This is a genomic window from Streptomyces sp. WG5, assembly GCF_049974565.1.
GTDB lineage: Bacteria > Actinomycetota > Actinomycetes > Streptomycetales > Streptomycetaceae > Streptomyces.
On sequence record NZ_JBNGGC010000034.1, the window covers coordinates 55670 to 73579 of the forward strand.

Genomic DNA, 17910 nt, shown 5'->3' on the forward strand with positions numbered 1-17910 from the left:
CCGATGTGTACATTTGTTCGTACTCGGTGGGTGACGCGGGATCGTCGCCCGCCTGTCCCCCATTGTCTCCAACACCGGCGGAGCCCTTCCTTGACAGACCGTGCCGTACGCCGACGCCGCCGGGCGCTGTACCTCTTCTTCTTCCTCAACGGCATCGCCATGTCCTCATGGATCACGCGCACCCCGGACGTCCGTGACCGTCTGGGCGTGTCCACGGGGCAGATGGGGCTGGTGCTGTTCGGTCTGTCCGTCGGCTCGATGGCCGGCATCCTCTGTTCCGGCCGTTTCGTGTCGCGTTTCGGGACCAGACCCGTGACGGCGCTCGGCACCCTGTTCGTCATCGCGAGCGTGGTCGTCGTGGGCGCGGGCAGCGCCCTCGGCTCCGCGCCCCTGGTCACCGCGGGGCTGTGCCTGTTCGGCCTGGGGGTCGGGTCGGGCGAGGTGGCGATCAACGTGGACGGTGCCGACGTGGAGCGGATCACCGGTACGGCGGTTCTGCCCACGCTGCACGGGTGCTTCAGCCTGGGCACCGTCATCGGCGGCCTGGCCGGCATGGCGGCCACCGCTGCGGCGTTCCCCGCCCACTGGCACCTCCTGGCGGTGGCCGCGGTGACGGCCGCGATCTTCGGGTACGCCATCGGTGCCGTCCCCGCCGGGACCGGGGTCCGTGCCGCGGCGCCCGCTGCGGACTCCACGAGGCCCGCGGCCTCGCAGGTGTGGAAGGACCGGCGGCTCCTGATGATCGGGGCCATCGTCCTGGCCATGGCTCTCGCCGAGGGCGCCGCCAACGACTGGCTGCCCCTGCTCATGGTCGACGGCCACGGTCTCGACGCCGCCGTCGGCTCGCTCGTCTTCGTGGGGTTCGCCGCTGCGATGACCCTGGGGCGCTTCGGCGGCACGTTCTTCCTCAACCGCTACAGCCGGGCGACCGTCGTGCGGGCCAGCGCGGTCTCCGGGGCCATCGGCCTGTGCCTGGTCATCTTCTCCGACAACGCCGCCGTGGCCGCGGCCGCCGTCCTGTTCTGGGGACTGGGCGCGTCCCTGGGCTTCCCGGTGGCCCTGTCGGCGGCGGGCGACTCGGGGCCCGACGAGACCGCCCGGGTCAGTCTCGTGGCGACGATCGGCTACATCGCGTTCCTGGTGGGGCCGCCCATGCTCGGCTTCCTGGGCGATCACTACGGACTGCGTCCGGCGATGGTCGTGGTCCTGGCATTCGTCGCCACGGCCGTCCTCGCGGCCCCTGCCGCCGGTACCCGCGCGTCCCGTCACCGCGAAGCCGATACGGGCGTCCCCGTCGACCTCGTTGTGGACCGGCCGGGGCAGCGCACCGAGGGATGATCGCGTGACCGGCGCACGTGAGGACGGTGACGCGGCCCTGGCCCGGTCCGCTCGCGCCGCCCTTGGACCGGCCGTCGGCGTGCATCACCGCGCATTCGATCTCGTGCGGGCCGACCTCGGTCGTGAAGACGGGCGGGACGTCGGCCGATCCAGTGGCCCGGTGGTCGGCCCGCTCCAGGGGACCGACCACCGGCCGTCACTGATCCGTCCCTCGATTACCTGACCTGGAAGCCGAAGACGCGGTAGGTGTCAGCGCCGGTGAAGGGAGCCGACGTGTGGGGCTCGAGCAGGTTGACCTCCCACCCCGAGCCCGTCGTCCAGAACAGGACCACCTCGTTGGCGCCCGAGTAGAAGGAGATGACGTTCTCCAGGTTGAGGGGGACGCTGCCGGGGTTCTCCCAGCACCGGGTGTGCTCCGCGCCGTTCTGTACGTACGTCACCGCGACATGGTCGTCGCTGGTGCCGCAGTTGACCTCGTCGGTGGCGAACGCGGGTGTTCCCGAGAGTGCGGTGGTCAGCGCGACGGCCGCCAGGGCACCCAGGGCTAATCTGGACCGACTCTTCATCTGCTGCGGTTCCTCTCCATCAGTGTTTCGAGGGACGAGCTTCGACCGTATTTTCGGTGCTTGGTGAGCAGATATTCAAGAGTTCAACCAAATCTCGCGAGTGAGCCGGCCGTCACCGGCGGGCCTCCCGCTCGGAGACAAGGTCTGACTGCGGGGTCGGAGGCCGGCGCGGCGGCGTAGTTGCCTGCGGGGCGCGCGAAAGCCCGAGGCTGGTGGCGCGGCTTACCGGGCCTCGCAGAGGTGACGCGCGTTGTGGGCGACGAAGGGCCTCCGGCCTCGAACGCAGCCGCTCGGGGGCGGGGGCGATGACCGGGTGGGGAGTGCGGGACGGGGCACGAGTGACGGTCGTGGCCGGACAGCGAAGCGGGCCCGGGGGCACCGGGCCCGCCTCCCCTCGTGGCGGGCGATCAGTCACGCCTCTCGGCCGCCGACGTAGCCGGACGCTCCGGCACGCGGCAGGACCGCCCACATGCGGGTACCGCCGCCCGGCTCGCGGGCGTCGCCGAAGCCCCAGTCGCCGGCGCACGCCCGGACCACGCAGCCCAGCACGCGCAGGGCGGCCCGGCGCCGGGTGTCGCAGGCGGTGGCGAGGCGGGAATTGATGTGGCGCGGGTGGCCGTCGTAGAGGACCACCCGCAGCGTGCCGTCGCGATAGCGCAGGGACAAGTACACCTCCGAGGCCGACGCGAAGGCGCAGGCGCAGGCGGTCAGTTCACTTGCCACCTGTACCGCCGCGTCGGTCATGCCGACGAGACCGTGGGTTCGCAGGACCGTACGGGTCGCGGCACGCACGACGGCCGGGCTGCACGGGGAGGCGGGGACGGTGAGGCTGTAGGCGAGGGCTTCCGGAGGCGGAGGCACCGACGGTACGTCCGAGAGGGCCGGAACGTGGCACGCGGTGGCGAGCAGGGGCATGGCAACTCCCTTGGGCAGCGAGTGCGTTGGTCTGCCGTCCGGTGACCCGTCCCCCTGACGCGTGACCACCCTCCCAGGGCGGGCAGGAGAGTGCGGGCGGGCGCGCGTGATGCGTTTCCGGACAGCAGCGCTTTGCGACTGATCTATCACCGACTGTAAGGTCGTGAGTGCCACAGTGTCCAAGAGAATAGAGATAATTACCCCCAAAGGCTGATGGACCTCCGAGACGGTAAACAGCAGACTGGTGCCCGGCACGGCACGAGATGGGGGCGGTATGGCGACGCGAAGCACGCCGACAGTGCGGCAGAAGAGACTGGGAGCCGAGTTGCGCAAAATGCGCCTCGCGGCGGGAGCCAGCACCGAGTACGCGGCTGGACTGCTCGGCATCGATCGGACCCGGCTGTCCAACATGGAGTCGGGTATCCGCCCCTTCTCGCCGGAGCGCATCCGAACTCTCGCCTGCAACTACGCCTGCCCGGACGCAAGTTACGTCAATGCACTGGTCACCATGGCCAAGCACCGAGAACGCGGGTGGTGGGAGCACTACCGGGGCACACTGCCCGCGGGGCTGCTGGACATCGCCGAGCTGGAGTGGCATGCCACGCGTGTGCGGACCGCACAAGTCATGCATGTACCTGGCCTGCTCCAGACAGAGGAGTACGCCCGCGCGGTCTTCGCGGCCGTACTACCGCCACTCAGTCGACTGGAGGTCGAGCTACGCGTAGCCCATCGCATGGCACGCCGACAGGTGTTCGACCGACCCCAGCCACTCCCCTACATCGCTTATGTCCACGAGGCCGCGCTGCGCATGCCCTACGGCGGAGCCGAAGTAACCCGGCAGCAGCTCCTCCACCTGATCGCACAGTCGGAACGGCACAACATCGACGTACGCATCGTCCCCACCGGTGTCGGGGGTTTCCCAGGCGCGGGACACGCACTGCTGTACGCGGACGGGGAGGTGCCGGAACTCGACACCGTGCAGTTGGACTCCGCGCATGGCCCTGACTTCACCGGTGCGGAAGCGCAACTCACCAAGTACCGTTCCCACCTGGACTGGATGGACAACGCTGCATTGGACCCGGCAGCCTCGCGCGACCTCGTCCACAGCGTCGCCCGCGAACTCTGAAGGAGTCTCGATGACTGGCATCGACTGGGAAGAACCGTTCTGCGGCGAAGGAAACAATTGTTTCCGCCTCGGCACAGATACCCAAGGCAACGCCTACATCGCCGTGGCCGGGCACGAGGACCACCCCCTCACCGACAGCCGGGAAGCCCTTCACGCCCTCATCCGCGGGATCAAGGCGGGCGACGCGGATCACTTGCTGTAAACCCGCAGCGTGTGTGGTGGTGGTTCAGTCACCCGGCCCTTCCGCGCGGGCATCATCGGCTGTCGTGCACCTTTGGCACTCCTCGAGTGCCTGTCAGAGTAAGAGCGGCAGAAGGTCGAGTGGGGCAGCGGGACGATCGGAGCTGCCGTCAGCCCGTAAGAGGCTCTTTCCCGCAAACGTCACGAGGGGTTTCCGGGGCGGCCTCGTCCAGGCCTGGTCCCGCTGGGTATCAGGAGATCAGGCGGAGGAGCGCCGTGCCGTGCTCGGTGGGCGTCGCCTGAATCACGACGGCACCGGGGCGAGGGCTCGGGCGGGTGTGGCTCACGGCGCCGCAGGAGGTGCCGCTGCCGTTCTCGCGAAGGGTCATGACGCAGCCCTGACCCGGACCGCTCGCGCCGCCCTTGGACTGGCCGTTGGCGTACTTCACCGCGTACTCGATCTTGTTCGGGCCGACCTCGGTCACGGACAGCGTCGTCGGGCCGCCCGGGCCCTGGAAGCGGATCGTCACAGGCTGGGACACCGCGATCTCGCAGTTTCCGTCGGTGCAGGCGTTGGCGTCGTGACCGTCCGCTGCCGATACGGAGGGTTCGGGCGTTGCGGAGGCTGATGGCGTGGTCGACCGGGTTGTCGTGGGCCGATCCGGGGGTGAGGCCGGCGCCGCGTCCGTCTCGTCCGGGCCGCCGCAGGCAGTCACCGTGAGTGTGGTCAGCACCGCGAGGGCCACTCCTCGCCCTCGCCTGCGGCCCGCTGGTGAGTGCCGCGACTTCCTCGCACCTACGTGGTCCTCTTGCTTCGCCATCGGACTGTCAGGCCTCCGAGCGCGGGAAGGACACCTCGACCCTGCGGTTCTTCTTGCGGCCGGCTTCCGTCGAGTTGTCGGCGATGGGGTAGTCCTCGCCGTAGCCGCGGACCTCGTAGGTGATGTCGGCGTCGTTCAGAGCCTGGGACAGGACGTCGTGCACGGCGTTGGCGCGCTGCTTGGACAGTACGTCGCCGTGGGCGGACGAGCCGAGGTTGTCGGTGAAGCCGAAGACCCGGACCCTGGTGGCGTTCTGGGCCTTGATCTCCTCGGCGATGCCCGTGATGCGGGACTTCGACTCGGCGCCCAGCTTCGCGCTGTTCTTGGCGAACAGCACCTCGGCCTGGAGCGCGAGCGTCACACTGGTGTTGGTGTCCTCGCGGCGCTCGTCGCCGCTCTGCTCCTCCACGACCGACTTGATGTCCAGCACCTTGGCCTGGGCGAGCGTGGCGCCGTCCGGGATCTTCAGGTCCGGATCGTTGGGGTCCACCTCTACGGGGGCGGAGGCGGAGGGTTCGGTTCCCGGGGGGTCGTTGGGGTCGTCGTCGGCATGGGCCGTGGCGGTGCCGTAGAGGGTCGTGGCGAGCATGAGGGTGGCGGTGGTGAGGGCCAGGGTGAGACGTGGGGTCGGGGTCATGGTGAGCCTCACCCGGAGATGGAGATGGTCGCGCTGGTGAAGGTCGGCAGTTGGAACGTGACCTCGGTGGTGCTGGTGGGCGGGGAGGGGAACTGCATGAACACGGCCAGACGGTCACCAGCCTTGATCGTCGAGAAACCCGCAGTCGTCAAGGGACGACCCTCTGTGTCACGCAGCACGTAATACCGCTTCTTGCTCTTGGAATCGACAAGTGTCGCACCGCCGAGCGATCTACCGTTTCGGATGATCTCCGTCTCGTTCCCGCTCAGCGTGGATGGGATCGCGACACTCTTGTCACCGTCGTTCTTCAGCTCACCATTCACGGTTACGAAGCCACCCGAATCCCGCTCAGCAGAGGTGATCTTCAGGAGCAGGCCATTGGATCCCCGCAGTTCAGCCATGGGCTCCTCTGCCTCGCCCTCCTGCGCGCTCGGTCCGGACTTGTCCCCCTTGGAAGCAGATGCCGAAGCCTTCGGTTTCTCGTCGTCGTCGCCACCACCACCGCAGCCGACAGCACCGAAGGTCAGGCTTGTCAGAACGGCCAATGCGAACGTCCCCCTACGGGCCGTCGTCGTGAACCGAATACTCATGTCTTGGTTTCCTTCGTCACTCGTCGTTCCTCTATCCGTCGGCGAGGTGGACGTCGAACAAATCCTCGGCCTTCGGCAGATCCATGGCATCGTCCGGGCTCAGCTCCCATTCCTCGCCCTTGCACGAAAGCCCAGGCAGCGCATCTTCACCAGCGCCCTCAGCGGGCAGTTCGAACGAGCAGCGAGCTTCGACGACGGCAGTGGCCGACTCCGTGGCCTTCTGATTCTCCGTGCCCGGAACGATGGTGTCCCCAACGGTCCCATTGGTCTCCGCGACAACGGTGTAGCCCAGCGGCCCATTCGGTTGGCAACTGACGCTTGCGTCATTGCGTGCCGCCAGCTCATGAGCGCGCCAGCAAGTGCTGGAAACCGGATCAGCCATGCCGTCAAAGATGGCCTGCCATGACTCGGGCTCGAGAATGTTCGTGAGCCACTGTTCCGTGAGCTGGTCCCGGGTTTCCAGGGCCGCCGCGAGCGCTGCGGCATCCGCTGCCGTCTGGGCCTCACTGCGGGTCACTGCGGCCTGGCCGACCGCGAAGTAGGCGAGCGCAAGAAAGAGCAGTCCCCCCACCACCGTGATGTAGATGGGGAAAGCCTGCCCTGCGTCGCCGTTTGCGCGGAGAGGCATCAGATGCCGGTGACCTCGGCGATCTTCGCTGTGATCGCATCGAAGATCGTCTGACCGATGTCCGTCCCCGTAATCGCCAGCACGATAGCCACCACCACCGCGATGATCCCCAGGTACTCCACAGCCGTCTGTCCCCTGTCGTTCCGGGCGGCGTGGGAGCGCAGATACGCGGCGGTGGTGTGGAGCCAGTTGGTCATGGTGTTCCCCTCCAGGGTGGACGTTGCCGCGCTCGTCGTGCGGCACGTACGGCGTGAGGACCTTCGAGTGCGAGGGTCCCGGGGCTCCGTCGGAGGCCCCGTCGTGTGCCGTGAGTCGGTCCATCGAGGTGGTGTCGACGCGCCGGGGGATGGCGGTCCGCCGGCTGGTCCCGCCGGACGCGACGTGGTTCGCCATCTCCACCCTCCCTGCGCTCAGTTGGGACCTCGACCTGTCGGGAGTACCAGACAACGACTGTCTCACAGCAGATTGCAAGTGCGAAAGGTTATGCTTGAAAGTAGCCTGACTTGGCGCTATTTCTTTGCTTGTTGACGTCAGCGGTCCGTGTGCACTCGCACTGTTCTGATGTGCGCCCTCCCCTGCTCCCGGTCGCGTGATCGACATGCCGTTATCCCCCTACTCCCCCGTGATGGTCCCGAAGTCCGTCCCCGACCCCAGGATCAGCCCGGCGCCGAGGAGGATCATCGTGGCCGGGACCATGAAGGTCGTGATCATCATCGTGGCCTTGGGAACGGCGCGGGCCGCCTTGCGGCGGGCGTTCTGGGCGTCCGTGCGGCGCATGTCCTTGGCCAGGGAGACCAGGGTGTCGACGATGGGGGCGCCCAGTTCCTCGCCCTGCTGGAGTGCCGTCACGAACATCGCCACCTGTTCGGAGTCGTTGCGGCGGCGCAGCTCCGCGAAGGCCTCCCGGCGGCTCATGCCGAGGTCCATCTGGCGGAGGGTGATGCGGAGTTCGTCGGCCCACGGGCCCTCGTAGCGCATCGCCACGCGGTCCAGGGCCTGGCGGAAGCCCAGGCCCGCGCTGACCACGACCGCCAGGACGTCCAGGAAGTCGGGGAGCGTGCGCTCGATGACGTCCTTGCGGATGCGGATCGCCGACCAGATGCCGACCTCCGTCCAGAACGCCCCGAAGGCCAGCAGGAGCAGGGCGACCAGGTACTGGCCGCGCAGGACGAAGACCAGGAAGCCGACCGCGCCCAGGAAGCCGTAGACGGCGCGGCGGGCGGCGTAGCGGTCTATGGTCAGGCCGCCGGGGTTGCCGGCCAGGTCGATCCTGCGGCGGTACTTGGCCACCAGGGCCGGGCCCATCACGCGCAGCACGGCGGGGGCGTACCGCATGCCCATGCGGTCGATGAGGGAGTCGACTGCTCCGGTGCGGGTGGAGCCGACCTCCAGGGCGAGGGCGAGGTCGTCGGGGAGTCTGGCGTCGGCCCGGTACATGCGGATGCCGGCGAAGACGCCCCAGACGCTCAGGGCCATGAGCAGTGCGAGGAGTAGTCCCAGTCCCATGTCGAAGGCCCCCTCTCAGACGTCGATGCGGGACATGCGGCGGATGAGGACGAAGCCGACGGCGTAGAGCGCGAAGGCGATGATCACCGCCGCCTGGCCGGCCGGGGAGCCCGTCATGCGTTCCAGGGCGCCGTCCTTCACCCCGTTCATCAGGAACAACGAGCCGACGCCGAGTACGGGTACCGCGTACGACGTCATGCTGACCTGGGCGAGCTGGGTGCGGACCTCGCGTCGGGTCTCCTTGCGCTCCTCCAGCGTTTCGGTGAGGTTGCGCAGGGCGCTGACCACCTGCCCGCCGGCGCGGTTGGACAGGACGAGGGTGGTGACCAGGACGACCAGTTCGCGGGAGGGGAGGCGGTCGGCGAGTTCGCCGAGGGCCTCGTCCATCGAGGCGCCGATGGCCAGCTGGTCGGCCACCTTGCCGAGTTCCTCGCCGGCCGGGGCCTCCATCTCCTCCGCCGCCATGCCGATGGCGGTGCGCAGGGCGAGGCCGGCCTGGGTGGCGTTGGCGATGATCCGGGCGATCTCGGGGAGCTGGTTGATGAACTTCTCGATGCGTTTCTGGCGCTGCCAGTTGAGGAACCGCACCGCCGCCGCGACGCCCAGCAGCGCGGCGATCGGGCCGAAGAACGGGGCCAGGGCCGCCTGGCCGATCAGCCCCAGTCCCGCGACCACCGCGAGCATGTAGACGAGGAACTCGCCGGGGGTCACGTCCAGGCCGGTCGCCGCCAGGCGCGCTTCCAGTTTCCGGCCGAGATTCGTACGGCGCAGGCGGCGGTCCAAGGTGCGGAAGCGGCGCGGGCGGCCGGTGGGAGAGAGCCGGCCGGCCGCGGAGAGGCGGTCGACGAGGGCCGCCCGCTGGGCCTTGCCGGCGGCGTAGGAGTGCAGGCCCATGACCGCGAGGGCGCAGGTCAGCAGGGTGACGCCGGTGGTGAGCGTGACGAGCGTTTCCAGTTCCATCGGGCCGTTCCTACCTGGTTTCCATCGGGCGGTTCCTACCTGGCCTTCTTCGGGCGGTTCCTACCTGGGCGGTTCCTACCTGGGCGGTTCCTAGCTGGCTTTCATCGGGCGGTTGCTACCGGGCTTCCGTCTGGCGATTCCCGCCCGGCTTCCGTCTGGCGGGTCCTGCCCGGTTTCCGTCGGGCGGGTCATCCGGCCTCCCGGGTGGCGAGCTGGTCCGGTGTGTGGGCCACGCCGAAGGCCTGCGGGATGGGCTGGCTCGCCATGTAGAGGCGTTCGGCGGTGCGGCGCGGGAGGGGGTAGTACTCGAAGGCGCCGGGGACGCGGCCGTCGGACGTCATCGGCTGGGCGTTGAAGCGGGCGACCGTCGCCAGGCGGTACGGCTCGCCGCCGTGACTGGCCAGCAGGGCGATCTCGGTGATGCGGCGGGCGCCGTCGGCGAAGCGGGTGAGCTGGACGATGACGTCGACGGAGCTGTTGATCTGGTCGTGCAGGGCGACGAAGGGGATCTCGACGTCCGACATGGAGGCCAGGGTCTGCAGGCGCATCAGGGCGTCCTCGGCGCTGTTGGCGTGGACCGTGGCCAGGGAGCCGTCGTGGCCGGTCGACATGGCCTGGAGCATGTCCAGGGACTCACCGCCGCGGACCTCGCCGACGACGATGCGGTCGGGGCGCATGCGGAGGGAGTTGCGGACCAGGTCGCGGATGGTGACGCGGCCCTGGCCCTCGACGTTCGGCGGGCGGGACTCCAGGCGGATGACGTGCGCCTGCTGGAGCTGGAGCTCCGCCGAGTCCTCGATGGTGATGATGCGTTCGGACTCGGGGATCAGGCCGGACAGCGAGTTGAGGAGGGTGGTCTTGCCGGTGCCCGTAGCACCGGAGACGATGATGTTGAAGCGGGCCTGCACCAGGCCGGCCAGCAGGTACAGCATGTGCTCGTCGAGTGAGCCGAGTCCGATCAGCTCCTGGAGGGTGAAGGAGCGCGGGAAGCGGCGGATGGTGAGGGTGGCGCCGGTCAGCGACAGCGGCGGGATGATGACGTTGACGCGTTCGCCGGACGGCAGGCGGGCGTCGACCATCGGGTTCGACTCGTCGACGCGGCGGTTGACCGTCGAGACGATGCGTTCGATGGTCTGCATCAGCTGGTCGTGGGAGGCGAAGCGGAGGGGGAGCTGTTCGACCCGGCCGCCGCGTTCCACGAAGATCGCGTCCGGGCCGTTCACCATGATCTCCGTGATGGACGCGTCCTCGAGCAGCGGCTCCAGGATGCCGAGGCCGAGGGCCTCGTCCACGACCCGGCGGATCAGCTGCGAGCGCTCGACCGTCGACAGGACCGGGCCCTCGCGGCTGATGATGTGCCCGAGGACCCGTTCGAGGCGGGCCCGCCGCTCGGCCATCGCCAGCGAGCTCATCTCGGCGAGGTCGATCTCCTCCAGGAGCTTGGCCCGGTAGGAGGCGACCAGGTGGCCGTCCTCGCCCCGGCTGCCGTGCTCCTCGGGGGAGTGGATGCGTGCGCGCAGGCTCATGCGTCCGGTGCTCCTTGGTCCTCGTTCACGGGGGTCACTCGTCCGCCGGGTGGTCCAGCGGCATGGTGGCGGTCCTGGTGGCGTCCCCGAAGTCCCAGCCGGGGACGATCGAGGGGATGCCGACGGTGGCGGTGACCGTCACCTCGTCCCCGCCGTACGCCGGGGGGCAGTCGGTGCCGTCGGCCAGCCAGCCGCTGACCGCCGCCGCGCACGCTCCCTGGGCGCTCTCCTGGAGCGAGGCACTGCGGGCGCCCGCGCGGGCCGCGGTACCGGCCTGCTGGGCGGTGTACGCGATCAGGCCGAGCTGTACGGCGGCCATGCCGACGATGATCAGGATCGGCAGGAACCCGAGGTACTCGATGGCCGCCTGGCCGCGATCCCTGGCCCTGCCCCGGTCCCTGGCCCTGCCCCGGTCCCGGTCCCTGTCCCTGGCCCTGGCCCTGGCCCTGTCCCTGGCCCTGTCCCGCGAGGAGTACGGCATCTCAGTCGTCCTCCTCCTCGACGGCTCCCGCGTGCCCGCGCACGGTGAACGGGAAGCTGATGGTGCCCGGGAAGAGGAGGGGGACGTCGATCTCCACGTCGGCCGTGACATAGCCGCCCGCCGTACCGCAGTTCACCCCGGCGCCCCCTTCCCACGCGCCCGGCAGCTTGTCCCGGCCCGCCTCCTGGCAGGCTCCCTGCCGCGCCCCCCGGTCGGCCGCCGTCGCCGCCCGTACCGCCTCGTCGGCAGCATTACCCGCGAGCGTGTACGTGTATCCCACGAGCACGAGCTGCCACAGCACCACCAGCGTGACGATGATCGTCGGCAGCATGCCGAGGAACTCGACGGCGACCTGGCCGTCGTCCCGGCGGCACCGCTGCCGTCGCACCGCCTCCGGCCCGCGTAATCCGCTCATCCCGCACCGTCCTTCCGGCGCCGGAAGCCCGCCGGCCCGCGGTCGCCGCGGAACCGGCCGCCGCCCTTGCGGTGGTCCGCGTCGGCGGCCCTGACCAGCCCCAGTTCGCCGGCGAGGGCCCACAGGGCCTGCTTCACGGTGCTCCTGCTGTCCAGTTCGTGGACGCGGCCGGCGTCCACGGCGGCCTGGAGTTCCTTGAAGTTGGCGGGGACGGCGGTCCGGGCGACCTCCGTACCGGTGATCTTCCGGATCAGCGACGGCTGGATCTCCGTGCCCCGGGTGTGCCGGTTGACGACCACGGTCGTCTCCTCGGCCTTGCGGATCTGCAGCCGGTCCCACATCCGCACCGCCCGCTTGGCGCCCCGCACGGCGACCACGTCCGGGGTGGTGACCAGCAGCGCCGTGTCCGCCATCTCCACGGCCGCGGCGCCGGCCCCGCCGAGCTGGGCACCGCAGTCGAGGACGACGACCTCGTAGCGGGAGCGCAGGGCGCTGACGATCTGGCGGGCGGCGCGGTCGGTGACCTCCTCGCCGCGTTCGCCCTCGCCGGGGGCGAGCAGCAGGGCGAGGCCGGTGTCGTGGCGGAAGACGGCGTCGGCCAGGACGCGCGGGGAGATGTCCGTGATGGTGGCGAGGTCGGCCACGGAGCGGCGGAACTGGACGTCCAGGTAGGAGGCGACGTCGCCGGTCTGGAGGTCCATGTCGACCAGGGCCGTCGGCCGGCCCGACGCCTGGGCGGCGAGGGCGAGCTGGATGGCGGTCAGGGAGGTCCCCACCCCGCCCTTGGCGCCGCTGACCGTGACGACGGTGCCGCCGGATCCGGTGAACACGTCGACGCCGCTGCCGAGGTGCCGGCGTACGCCCACCGACCACTGGGCCACCGCCTGGACCCGGCTGGCGAGTTCCTCGTAGCCGAGCGGCAGGGCGACCAGGCCGCGGGCGCCGTAGTCCATGGCGGCCTGGAAGAGGCCGGGGCCGGGGTCGGAGGTGACGAGGATGACACCGACGGCGGGGAAGCGGAGGGCGACCTCGCGGATCAGCTCCAGGGCGGGAACGGGGCCGATGCGCTCGTGGACGACGACGACCTCGGGCAGTTCGTCCACGGACTCGGCGGCGAGGCGGGCGAGGGTGTCCACGAGCTGGGTGGAGTCGGTCACCGGGGCGACCGGTTCGGCGTCCGGGAGCTGGCTGAGCAGGGTCGTGATGGACCGTACGGCGTCCGCGTCGCCGACTGCCGGGAGGATCCTCGTGGGCATACGGGCTCTCACTTGTCCTTCGCGAGTTCGTACGTCCGGTCCTTGTCCGGGACCGTGGTGTCGCTGCCGGGCGCCACCAGCGCGAGCCGGACCCGCTGGGCGAACGACTCGGCGTAGGTGATGCGCTGGGCGTCGATGGTGGACAGTGCGAAGGTGATGGGGACGCCGTCGGCGGGTTCCCGGTCGCGGCTGTTCTCGTCGGGCTTCAGCGGGGTGAGCGGGCCGACGTCGATGACCTTGGCGTTGGTCACGATGATCTTGGACTGGGCGGGGTCGCCCTCCCGCGCCCCCTCGAAGGTGGCGTACACGTTGACGGAGGAGCCCGGTGTGATCTTGCCGGCGACGCCGGTCGCCGCGTCGATCATGATGGCGACCTCCTGCTGCCCCGGCTGCAGGGCGGGCTGGTCGACGATCATGTCGCTCTGCAGCAACGAGCCCGCCTTCAGCGTCGTCACCGCGATCTTGCCGCGGACCTGGCCGAGGTCGGTGACGGCGTTCTCCGACAGCCAGCGTTCGGGCATCCTGATCTTCTCGAACTTCTCCTCGGCCAGCGGCGTGTAGGGCTGCACGTCGGTTTTGAGCCGGTATGCGGTGACCTCGGGACCGACCTTGGACTTCACGTCGTTGACGACGGCCAGCACGCCGGCGAACGCGCCGAGGGCGCAGAGGACGGACAGGATCAGGAGGATGACGCCGCGGCGCTGACGGGAGTTCATGAACCGTGCAACCTCGTTGGGGGATCGGTCGAACCGGGTCGGATGGCGGGGCGGGCGGAGCGCGGTACGGACCTACCCGGTGAGGGCGCGTCTCTCACGGCGCCGGCCGAGGGCGGCGTCCCGGCGGTGGCCGAGAGCCGCGTCGCGGCGCCGGCCGAGCGCGGTGTCGGGACGGTGGCCGGGAGCCGCGTCGTCGCGGGCGTCGTACACCGGCGGTGTCGCGGAGCAGAACACGCAGCGGTCGCCGATGACGTCGATGCCGCACCAGTGGCAGGCGCTGCGCCGCACCGAGGTGACCAGTTGGTAGAGGACCGACAGGTCGGGCAGGTAGGCGCAGAACTCGGTCAGGCGCCCGGTCCCCCACCAGCCGGAGGACTCGGCGGGCAGCGGCGTCTCGCGCAGTCCCTGCACGTGCCAGGACGGGGCGAGGGTGCCGGTGACCCAGTCGGACGGAAGCTGGCCCTTGGCGACCAGCAGGCTGGTGCTGAACTCGGGCCCGTCGAGGGCGGCTTCGGGGCCGATCCGCACCAGTTGCGGCACGGGGTGCGCCATGACGCCGAACTGGGTCCCCGGCATCCAGGACCTGGCGTGCGACTTCAGGCCGACGGAGACCCGGTCGAGCCGGGTGACGGAGCCGAGCAGCGCGCCGGAGTGGATGTAGTGGGTGAGGAGCCGGCCCGCCGAGGCGAGGACGCCGGGGCTGAGGTCGCAGGATGCCAGCTGCCGCAACTGGCGGGCCAGCACGGCGATTCCGAGCGGGGGCAGGGGCGGCCGGAACATCGCGATCCGGTCGGTCTCCAGGAGGGCGCGGACGGTGTGCAGCCGCCGTTCCACGCTCGCCGGTACGGCCTGCGAGCACACCACGATCACGTGCCCGTGCTGGTCGACCAGGGTCTGCAGCTCGGCCAGCGTGTGCTCCAGTGGTCGCCGGTCGACGTCCTGGAGCACGGCCGCGGGCAGCGTCCGTTCGTCGTGCGGCGGCAGTGCCATGTCGGCACTGGTCACGGCAATGGCAGTTGGCACGCGCGGCTCCCCGTCTCCCATGCCCGTCGATGCGCCGGCGTTACCCCGGCACACCCGGATGACTTCACTGCGTGACTACCCGAGCACTGTATCCACGCGTCTGTGACCGGAGAACAGCGTTTCTGTAGCTCTGGAACAACTTGTGTTGCACAAGGTGCGGCAAACCGGGGCAGGTTGAGCATTTCCCGGCCGGAGGCCGGGTGGCCCGGGGGCCGATTCGCGATGCCTCAAGTCCCGTCCTCAGTGGGCAACTTGGTCCGGACCTACCTCTTGACACCCTCAATTGGTCTGGACCACCTTGTACGTCAAAGCCCCCACTCCCCCACCGGAGGCCCCCATGGAGCAGCCCGTACGCAGACCGCTCGCCAGACGGACGAGGTTCTGGGCGGGAGCCGTCACCGCCGCACTCGCCCTCTCGGTCACGGCCACAGGCCAGGCTTCCGCAGCCGACGTCAACAACGCGAAGAACGCCGGCTTCGAGGCCGGCCTGAGCAACTGGACGTGTTCCGCGAACAGCGGCACGGCCGTCTCCTCCCCGGCACGCACCGGCTCCGCCGCGCTCAAGGCGACACCGAGCGGGCAGGACAACGCCCGGTGCGCCCAGACGGTCGCGGTGAAGCCCGACTCGACGTACACGCTGAGCGCCTGGGTGCAGGGCGGATACTCCTACCTCGGCGTGACGGGCACGGGGACGACGGACGTGTCGACCTGGACCCCGGACTCGGCCTCCTGGAAGCAGCTGACGACGAGCTTCACCACCGGCGCGTCGACGACCTCGGTGACGGTCTACACGCACGGCTGGTACGGGCAGTCGGCCTACTACGCCGACGACCTGTCCGTCTTCGGCCCGGACGGAGGCGGCGGAGACGACGGCGGACCCGAGCCCACCGTCCCGGCCGCCCCGGCCGGCCTGAGCGTCTCCGGTACGACGTCCTCCTCGGCCTCGCTGGCCTGGAACGCGGTGTCGGGCGCGACCGGCTACCACGTCTACCGCGACGGTACGAAGGTGGCGGCGGTGACGGGCACGTCGGCGACGGTGACCGGCCTCGCGGCCGCCACGTCGTACTCCTTCCAGGTCACGGCGACGAACGCGGCCGGTGAGTCGGCCAAGTCGGCGGCGGTGACGGCCCGTACGGCGGAGCGGGGCGACGGCGGGGGCGGCGACCTGCCCAAGCACGCCGTGACCGGCTACTGGCAGAACTTCGACAACGGGGCGGCCGTCCAGAGGATCTCGGACGTCTCCGCCCAGTACGACATCATCGCCGTCTCCTTCGCGGACGCGACGGGCACGCCCGGCGCCGTCACCTTCAACCTCGACACGGCCGGGCTCGACGGCTACACGGTCGACCAGTTCAAGGCGGACGTCCGGGCCAAGCAGGCGGCCGGGAAGAAGGTCATCATCTCGGTGGGCGGCGAGAAGGGCACCGTCTCGGTGAACGACTCGGCCTCCGCGACGAACTTCGCGAACTCCGTGTACGCGGTCATGCAGGAGTACGGCTTCGACGGCGTCGACATCGACCTGGAGAACGGTCTCAACCCGACCTACATGACGCAGGCCCTGCGCGCCCTGTCGGCGAAGGCGGGCCCGGACATGATCCTGACGATGGCGCCGCAGACCATCGACATGCAGTCGACGTCCGGCTCCTACTTCCGCACCGCGCTGAACGTGAAGGACATCCTCACGGTCGTCAACATGCAGTACTACAACAGCGGCACGATGCTGGGCTGCGACGGCAAGGTGTACGCGCAGGGCACGGTCGACTTCCTCACCGCCCTGGCCTGCATCCAGCTGGAGAACGGCCTCGACCCGTCCCAGGTCGGCCTGGGACTGCCCGCCTCCACCCGTGCGGCGGGCGGCGGCTACGTCTCCCCGTCCGTGGTCAACAACGCCCTGGACTGCCTGACCAAGGGCACGAACTGCGGCTCCTTCAAGCCGTCGAAGACGTACCCCGACCTGCGGGGCGCGATGACCTGGTCCACGAACTGGGACGCGACGGCGGGCAACGCCTGGTCGAACTCGGTGGGCGCGCACGTGCACGCGCTCCCGTAGCTCCGGCCGGACCGTGCGGACCGTGCGGACCGTGCGGCTGTTCCCCCCTGCCGCGGCGGCGGCAGGGGGGAACAGCCGCACGAGGCTCAGTCGCCCCTTCCCAGGTTCTCGTTCGGCAGGAACCTCTGCCGCACCCAGAGGCCCAGCAGTACCGTCCCGCCGACCAGCAGCGGCACCGGATCATGGGCAGTGGGGGCCAGCACATGGCCCAGCGCCATCACCGTGCAGACCGTCAGGGGAACGAAAGCCGCCACACCCTCCATCCCCCACCGCAGCGTCGGCCGGGCCATGCCCAGGACGCTCGCCCCGCCGGGCAGCCACGGGCCGGTGGCGATCACCAGAAGCCCCGCGGTCTTGCAGCCGTCGACCACCTGCCAGGCCGCCGTCCCGGATTCGTGCGGGCCGGCGGTCCACAGCTGCAGGGTGTCGCCGGTCAGCATGAGGGACAGTCCGACGATCCCCGCCCACAAGGCCGCTCTCCGGTCACTGCGCACGAGACGGCACAGGGCCAGCAGAAAGCTGAGGAACACCAGCTCGGTGGCCCACAGGAACACCGCCATCCCCTCCCCCGCCTGCCAGCCGCCACCGGTCCCGCTCAGCAGCACCCATCCCGTCATGAACAGGGCGCCGGCCGCGACGAACCCGTCGAGCACACGCCGCAACAGCACGGGCCGGCCGGTACCGGCATCGGCCGCGACCACCAGCCCGGCCGTCCCCAGGCCGACGGCCAGTACCGCTCCGACGACCACCACCGCCCCCAGCAGCGACTGCTCAGCCCGTCCCGGATCCGCCGGCCGGGCGTCGAGCACGTCGGCCACCACCCGGTACAGGCCGCCGGCCGCCGCCGAACCCCCCAACAGCAGCAGCCGCGTCCGCACCCGTCCGCTCGTCCACCACGTGCGGAGCACCAGCGAGGCCGCCACCGCGCAGCAACCGAGGGACGGCCCGAGGGACACCATCCGCACCACCGCGCTCCCCATCCCCGCCATCAGGCGCGCCTTTCGCCGGTCCCGCCCGCAGGGCCCTTCTCCCGGTCCTGGGGTCCACTCACAGAACGTAGAAGACCCGTCACCGGTCACGAACTGAACGAAGGGCCCATTCACCCGTACCGCGTACGACGGGGGACGCCGGCTGCCACCGCGGTGACGCACCCCGGATCCACCTGAAACATTTGCG

20 protein-coding genes are annotated in these 17910 nt (G+C 70.1%); 4 read left to right on the forward strand and 16 right to left on the reverse strand.

Annotated features, from left to right (window positions below; genetic code table 11):
* Positions 1–3 precede the first annotated feature (3 nt).
* Entirely contained in the window at positions 4–1338 is a 1335-nt protein-coding gene (locus tag ACP4IX_RS29085; RefSeq protein WP_426557484.1) for an MFS transporter, read from the forward strand.
* A gap of 215 nt (positions 1339–1553) precedes the next feature.
* Here the strand turns inward: ACP4IX_RS29085 and ACP4IX_RS29090 are convergent, their stop codons facing one another.
* Together ACP4IX_RS29090 and ACP4IX_RS29095 are read right to left on the reverse strand one after the other, a co-directional pair.
* Positions 1554–1904 carry a hypothetical protein gene (locus ACP4IX_RS29090; RefSeq protein WP_426523823.1) on the reverse strand — a complete coding sequence of 117 codons (351 nt, stop codon included), beginning with the start codon at positions 1902–1904 and terminating at the stop codon, positions 1554–1556.
* Positions 1905–2315: 411 nt separating this feature from the next.
* Positions 2316–2819, reverse strand: coding sequence for an ATP-binding protein (locus ACP4IX_RS29095; RefSeq protein ID WP_426557444.1), 504 nt, complete (start codon positions 2817–2819; stop codon positions 2316–2318).
* Between the two features lie 274 nt (positions 2820–3093).
* Between ACP4IX_RS29095 and ACP4IX_RS29100 the strand changes: the two genes are divergently transcribed.
* Entirely contained in the window at positions 3094–3945 is an 852-nt protein-coding gene (locus ACP4IX_RS29100; RefSeq protein WP_426557446.1) for a helix-turn-helix domain-containing protein, read from the forward strand.
* A 10-nt stretch (positions 3946–3955) separates the two neighbouring features.
* Positions 3956–4147, forward strand: coding sequence for a hypothetical protein (locus ACP4IX_RS29105; RefSeq protein ID WP_426523820.1), 192 nt, complete (start codon positions 3956–3958; stop codon positions 4145–4147).
* A 229-nt stretch (positions 4148–4376) separates the two neighbouring features.
* Here ACP4IX_RS29105 and ACP4IX_RS29110 read toward each other — a convergent pair whose 3' ends face one another.
* The 13 genes from ACP4IX_RS29110 to ACP4IX_RS29170 form a co-directional block, all read right to left on the reverse strand.
* Positions 4377–4667 (reverse strand): hypothetical protein, encoded by a 291-nt coding sequence (locus tag ACP4IX_RS29110; protein WP_426523819.1) that lies wholly within the window; start codon positions 4665–4667, stop codon positions 4377–4379.
* A gap of 286 nt (positions 4668–4953) precedes the next feature.
* Positions 4954–5583, reverse strand: coding sequence for an OmpA family protein (locus ACP4IX_RS29115; protein WP_426523818.1), 630 nt, complete (start codon positions 5581–5583; stop codon positions 4954–4956).
* Positions 5584–5591: 8 nt separating this feature from the next.
* Positions 5592–6173: a hypothetical protein gene (locus ACP4IX_RS29120; protein ID WP_426557448.1), complete on the reverse strand. Its 582-nt coding sequence runs from the start codon at positions 6171–6173 to the stop codon at positions 5592–5594.
* 31 nt (positions 6174–6204) lie between these two features.
* Positions 6205–6801 (reverse strand): pilus assembly protein TadG-related protein, encoded by a 597-nt coding sequence (locus ACP4IX_RS29125; RefSeq protein WP_426557450.1) that lies wholly within the window; start codon positions 6799–6801, stop codon positions 6205–6207.
* Positions 6801–6998, reverse strand: a complete 198-nt coding sequence (locus ACP4IX_RS29130; protein WP_426557452.1) for a Flp family type IVb pilin — start codon at positions 6996–6998, stop codon at positions 6801–6803. The genes ACP4IX_RS29125 and ACP4IX_RS29130 overlap by 1 nt, the downstream gene beginning before the upstream one ends.
* A 415-nt stretch (positions 6999–7413) precedes the next feature.
* A complete protein-coding gene (locus tag ACP4IX_RS29135; protein WP_426557454.1) occupies positions 7414–8307 on the reverse strand; it encodes a DUF5936 domain-containing protein in 894 nt (297 codons plus the stop codon).
* A 15-nt stretch (positions 8308–8322) separates the two neighbouring features.
* On the reverse strand, positions 8323–9267 hold the full coding sequence (locus tag ACP4IX_RS29140; protein ID WP_426523815.1) for a type II secretion system F family protein: 945 nt from the start codon (positions 9265–9267) through the stop codon (positions 8323–8325).
* A gap of 188 nt (positions 9268–9455) precedes the next feature.
* Complete coding sequence (locus ACP4IX_RS29145; protein ID WP_426523814.1) at positions 9456–10793, reverse strand: CpaF family protein; 1338 nt, start codon at positions 10791–10793, stop codon at positions 9456–9458.
* A 34-nt stretch (positions 10794–10827) separates the two neighbouring features.
* Positions 10828–11274 (reverse strand): TadE/TadG family type IV pilus assembly protein, encoded by a 447-nt coding sequence (locus ACP4IX_RS29150; RefSeq protein ID WP_426557456.1) that lies wholly within the window; start codon positions 11272–11274, stop codon positions 10828–10830.
* A gap of 1 nt (position 11275) precedes the next feature.
* Positions 11276–11689, reverse strand: a complete 414-nt coding sequence (locus ACP4IX_RS29155) for a TadE/TadG family type IV pilus assembly protein (protein WP_426523812.1) — start codon at positions 11687–11689, stop codon at positions 11276–11278.
* On the reverse strand, positions 11686–12945 hold the full coding sequence (locus ACP4IX_RS29160) for an AAA family ATPase (protein WP_426557458.1): 1260 nt from the start codon (positions 12943–12945) through the stop codon (positions 11686–11688). The genes ACP4IX_RS29155 and ACP4IX_RS29160 overlap by 4 nt, the downstream gene beginning before the upstream one ends.
* Before the next feature lie 8 nt (positions 12946–12953).
* The gene (gene cpaB / locus ACP4IX_RS29165; protein ID WP_426557460.1) at positions 12954–13661 is read right to left on the reverse strand and encodes a Flp pilus assembly protein CpaB; all 708 of its coding nucleotides are present in this window, start codon (positions 13659–13661) and stop codon (positions 12954–12956) included.
* A gap of 72 nt (positions 13662–13733) precedes the next feature.
* Positions 13734–14705 (reverse strand): hypothetical protein, encoded by a 972-nt coding sequence (locus tag ACP4IX_RS29170; RefSeq protein ID WP_426557462.1) that lies wholly within the window; start codon positions 14703–14705, stop codon positions 13734–13736.
* Between the two features lie 316 nt (positions 14706–15021).
* Between ACP4IX_RS29170 and ACP4IX_RS29175 the strand changes: the two genes are divergently transcribed.
* Positions 15022–16734 (forward strand): chitinase, encoded by a 1713-nt coding sequence (locus tag ACP4IX_RS29175; protein ID WP_426523808.1) that lies wholly within the window; start codon positions 15022–15024, stop codon positions 16732–16734.
* Positions 16735–16820: 86 nt separating this feature from the next.
* Here the strand turns inward: ACP4IX_RS29175 and ACP4IX_RS29180 are convergent, their stop codons facing one another.
* Positions 16821–17723 carry a hypothetical protein gene (locus ACP4IX_RS29180; RefSeq protein WP_426557463.1) on the reverse strand — a complete coding sequence of 301 codons (903 nt, stop codon included), beginning with the start codon at positions 17721–17723 and terminating at the stop codon, positions 16821–16823.
* Positions 17724–17910 lie beyond the last annotated feature (187 nt).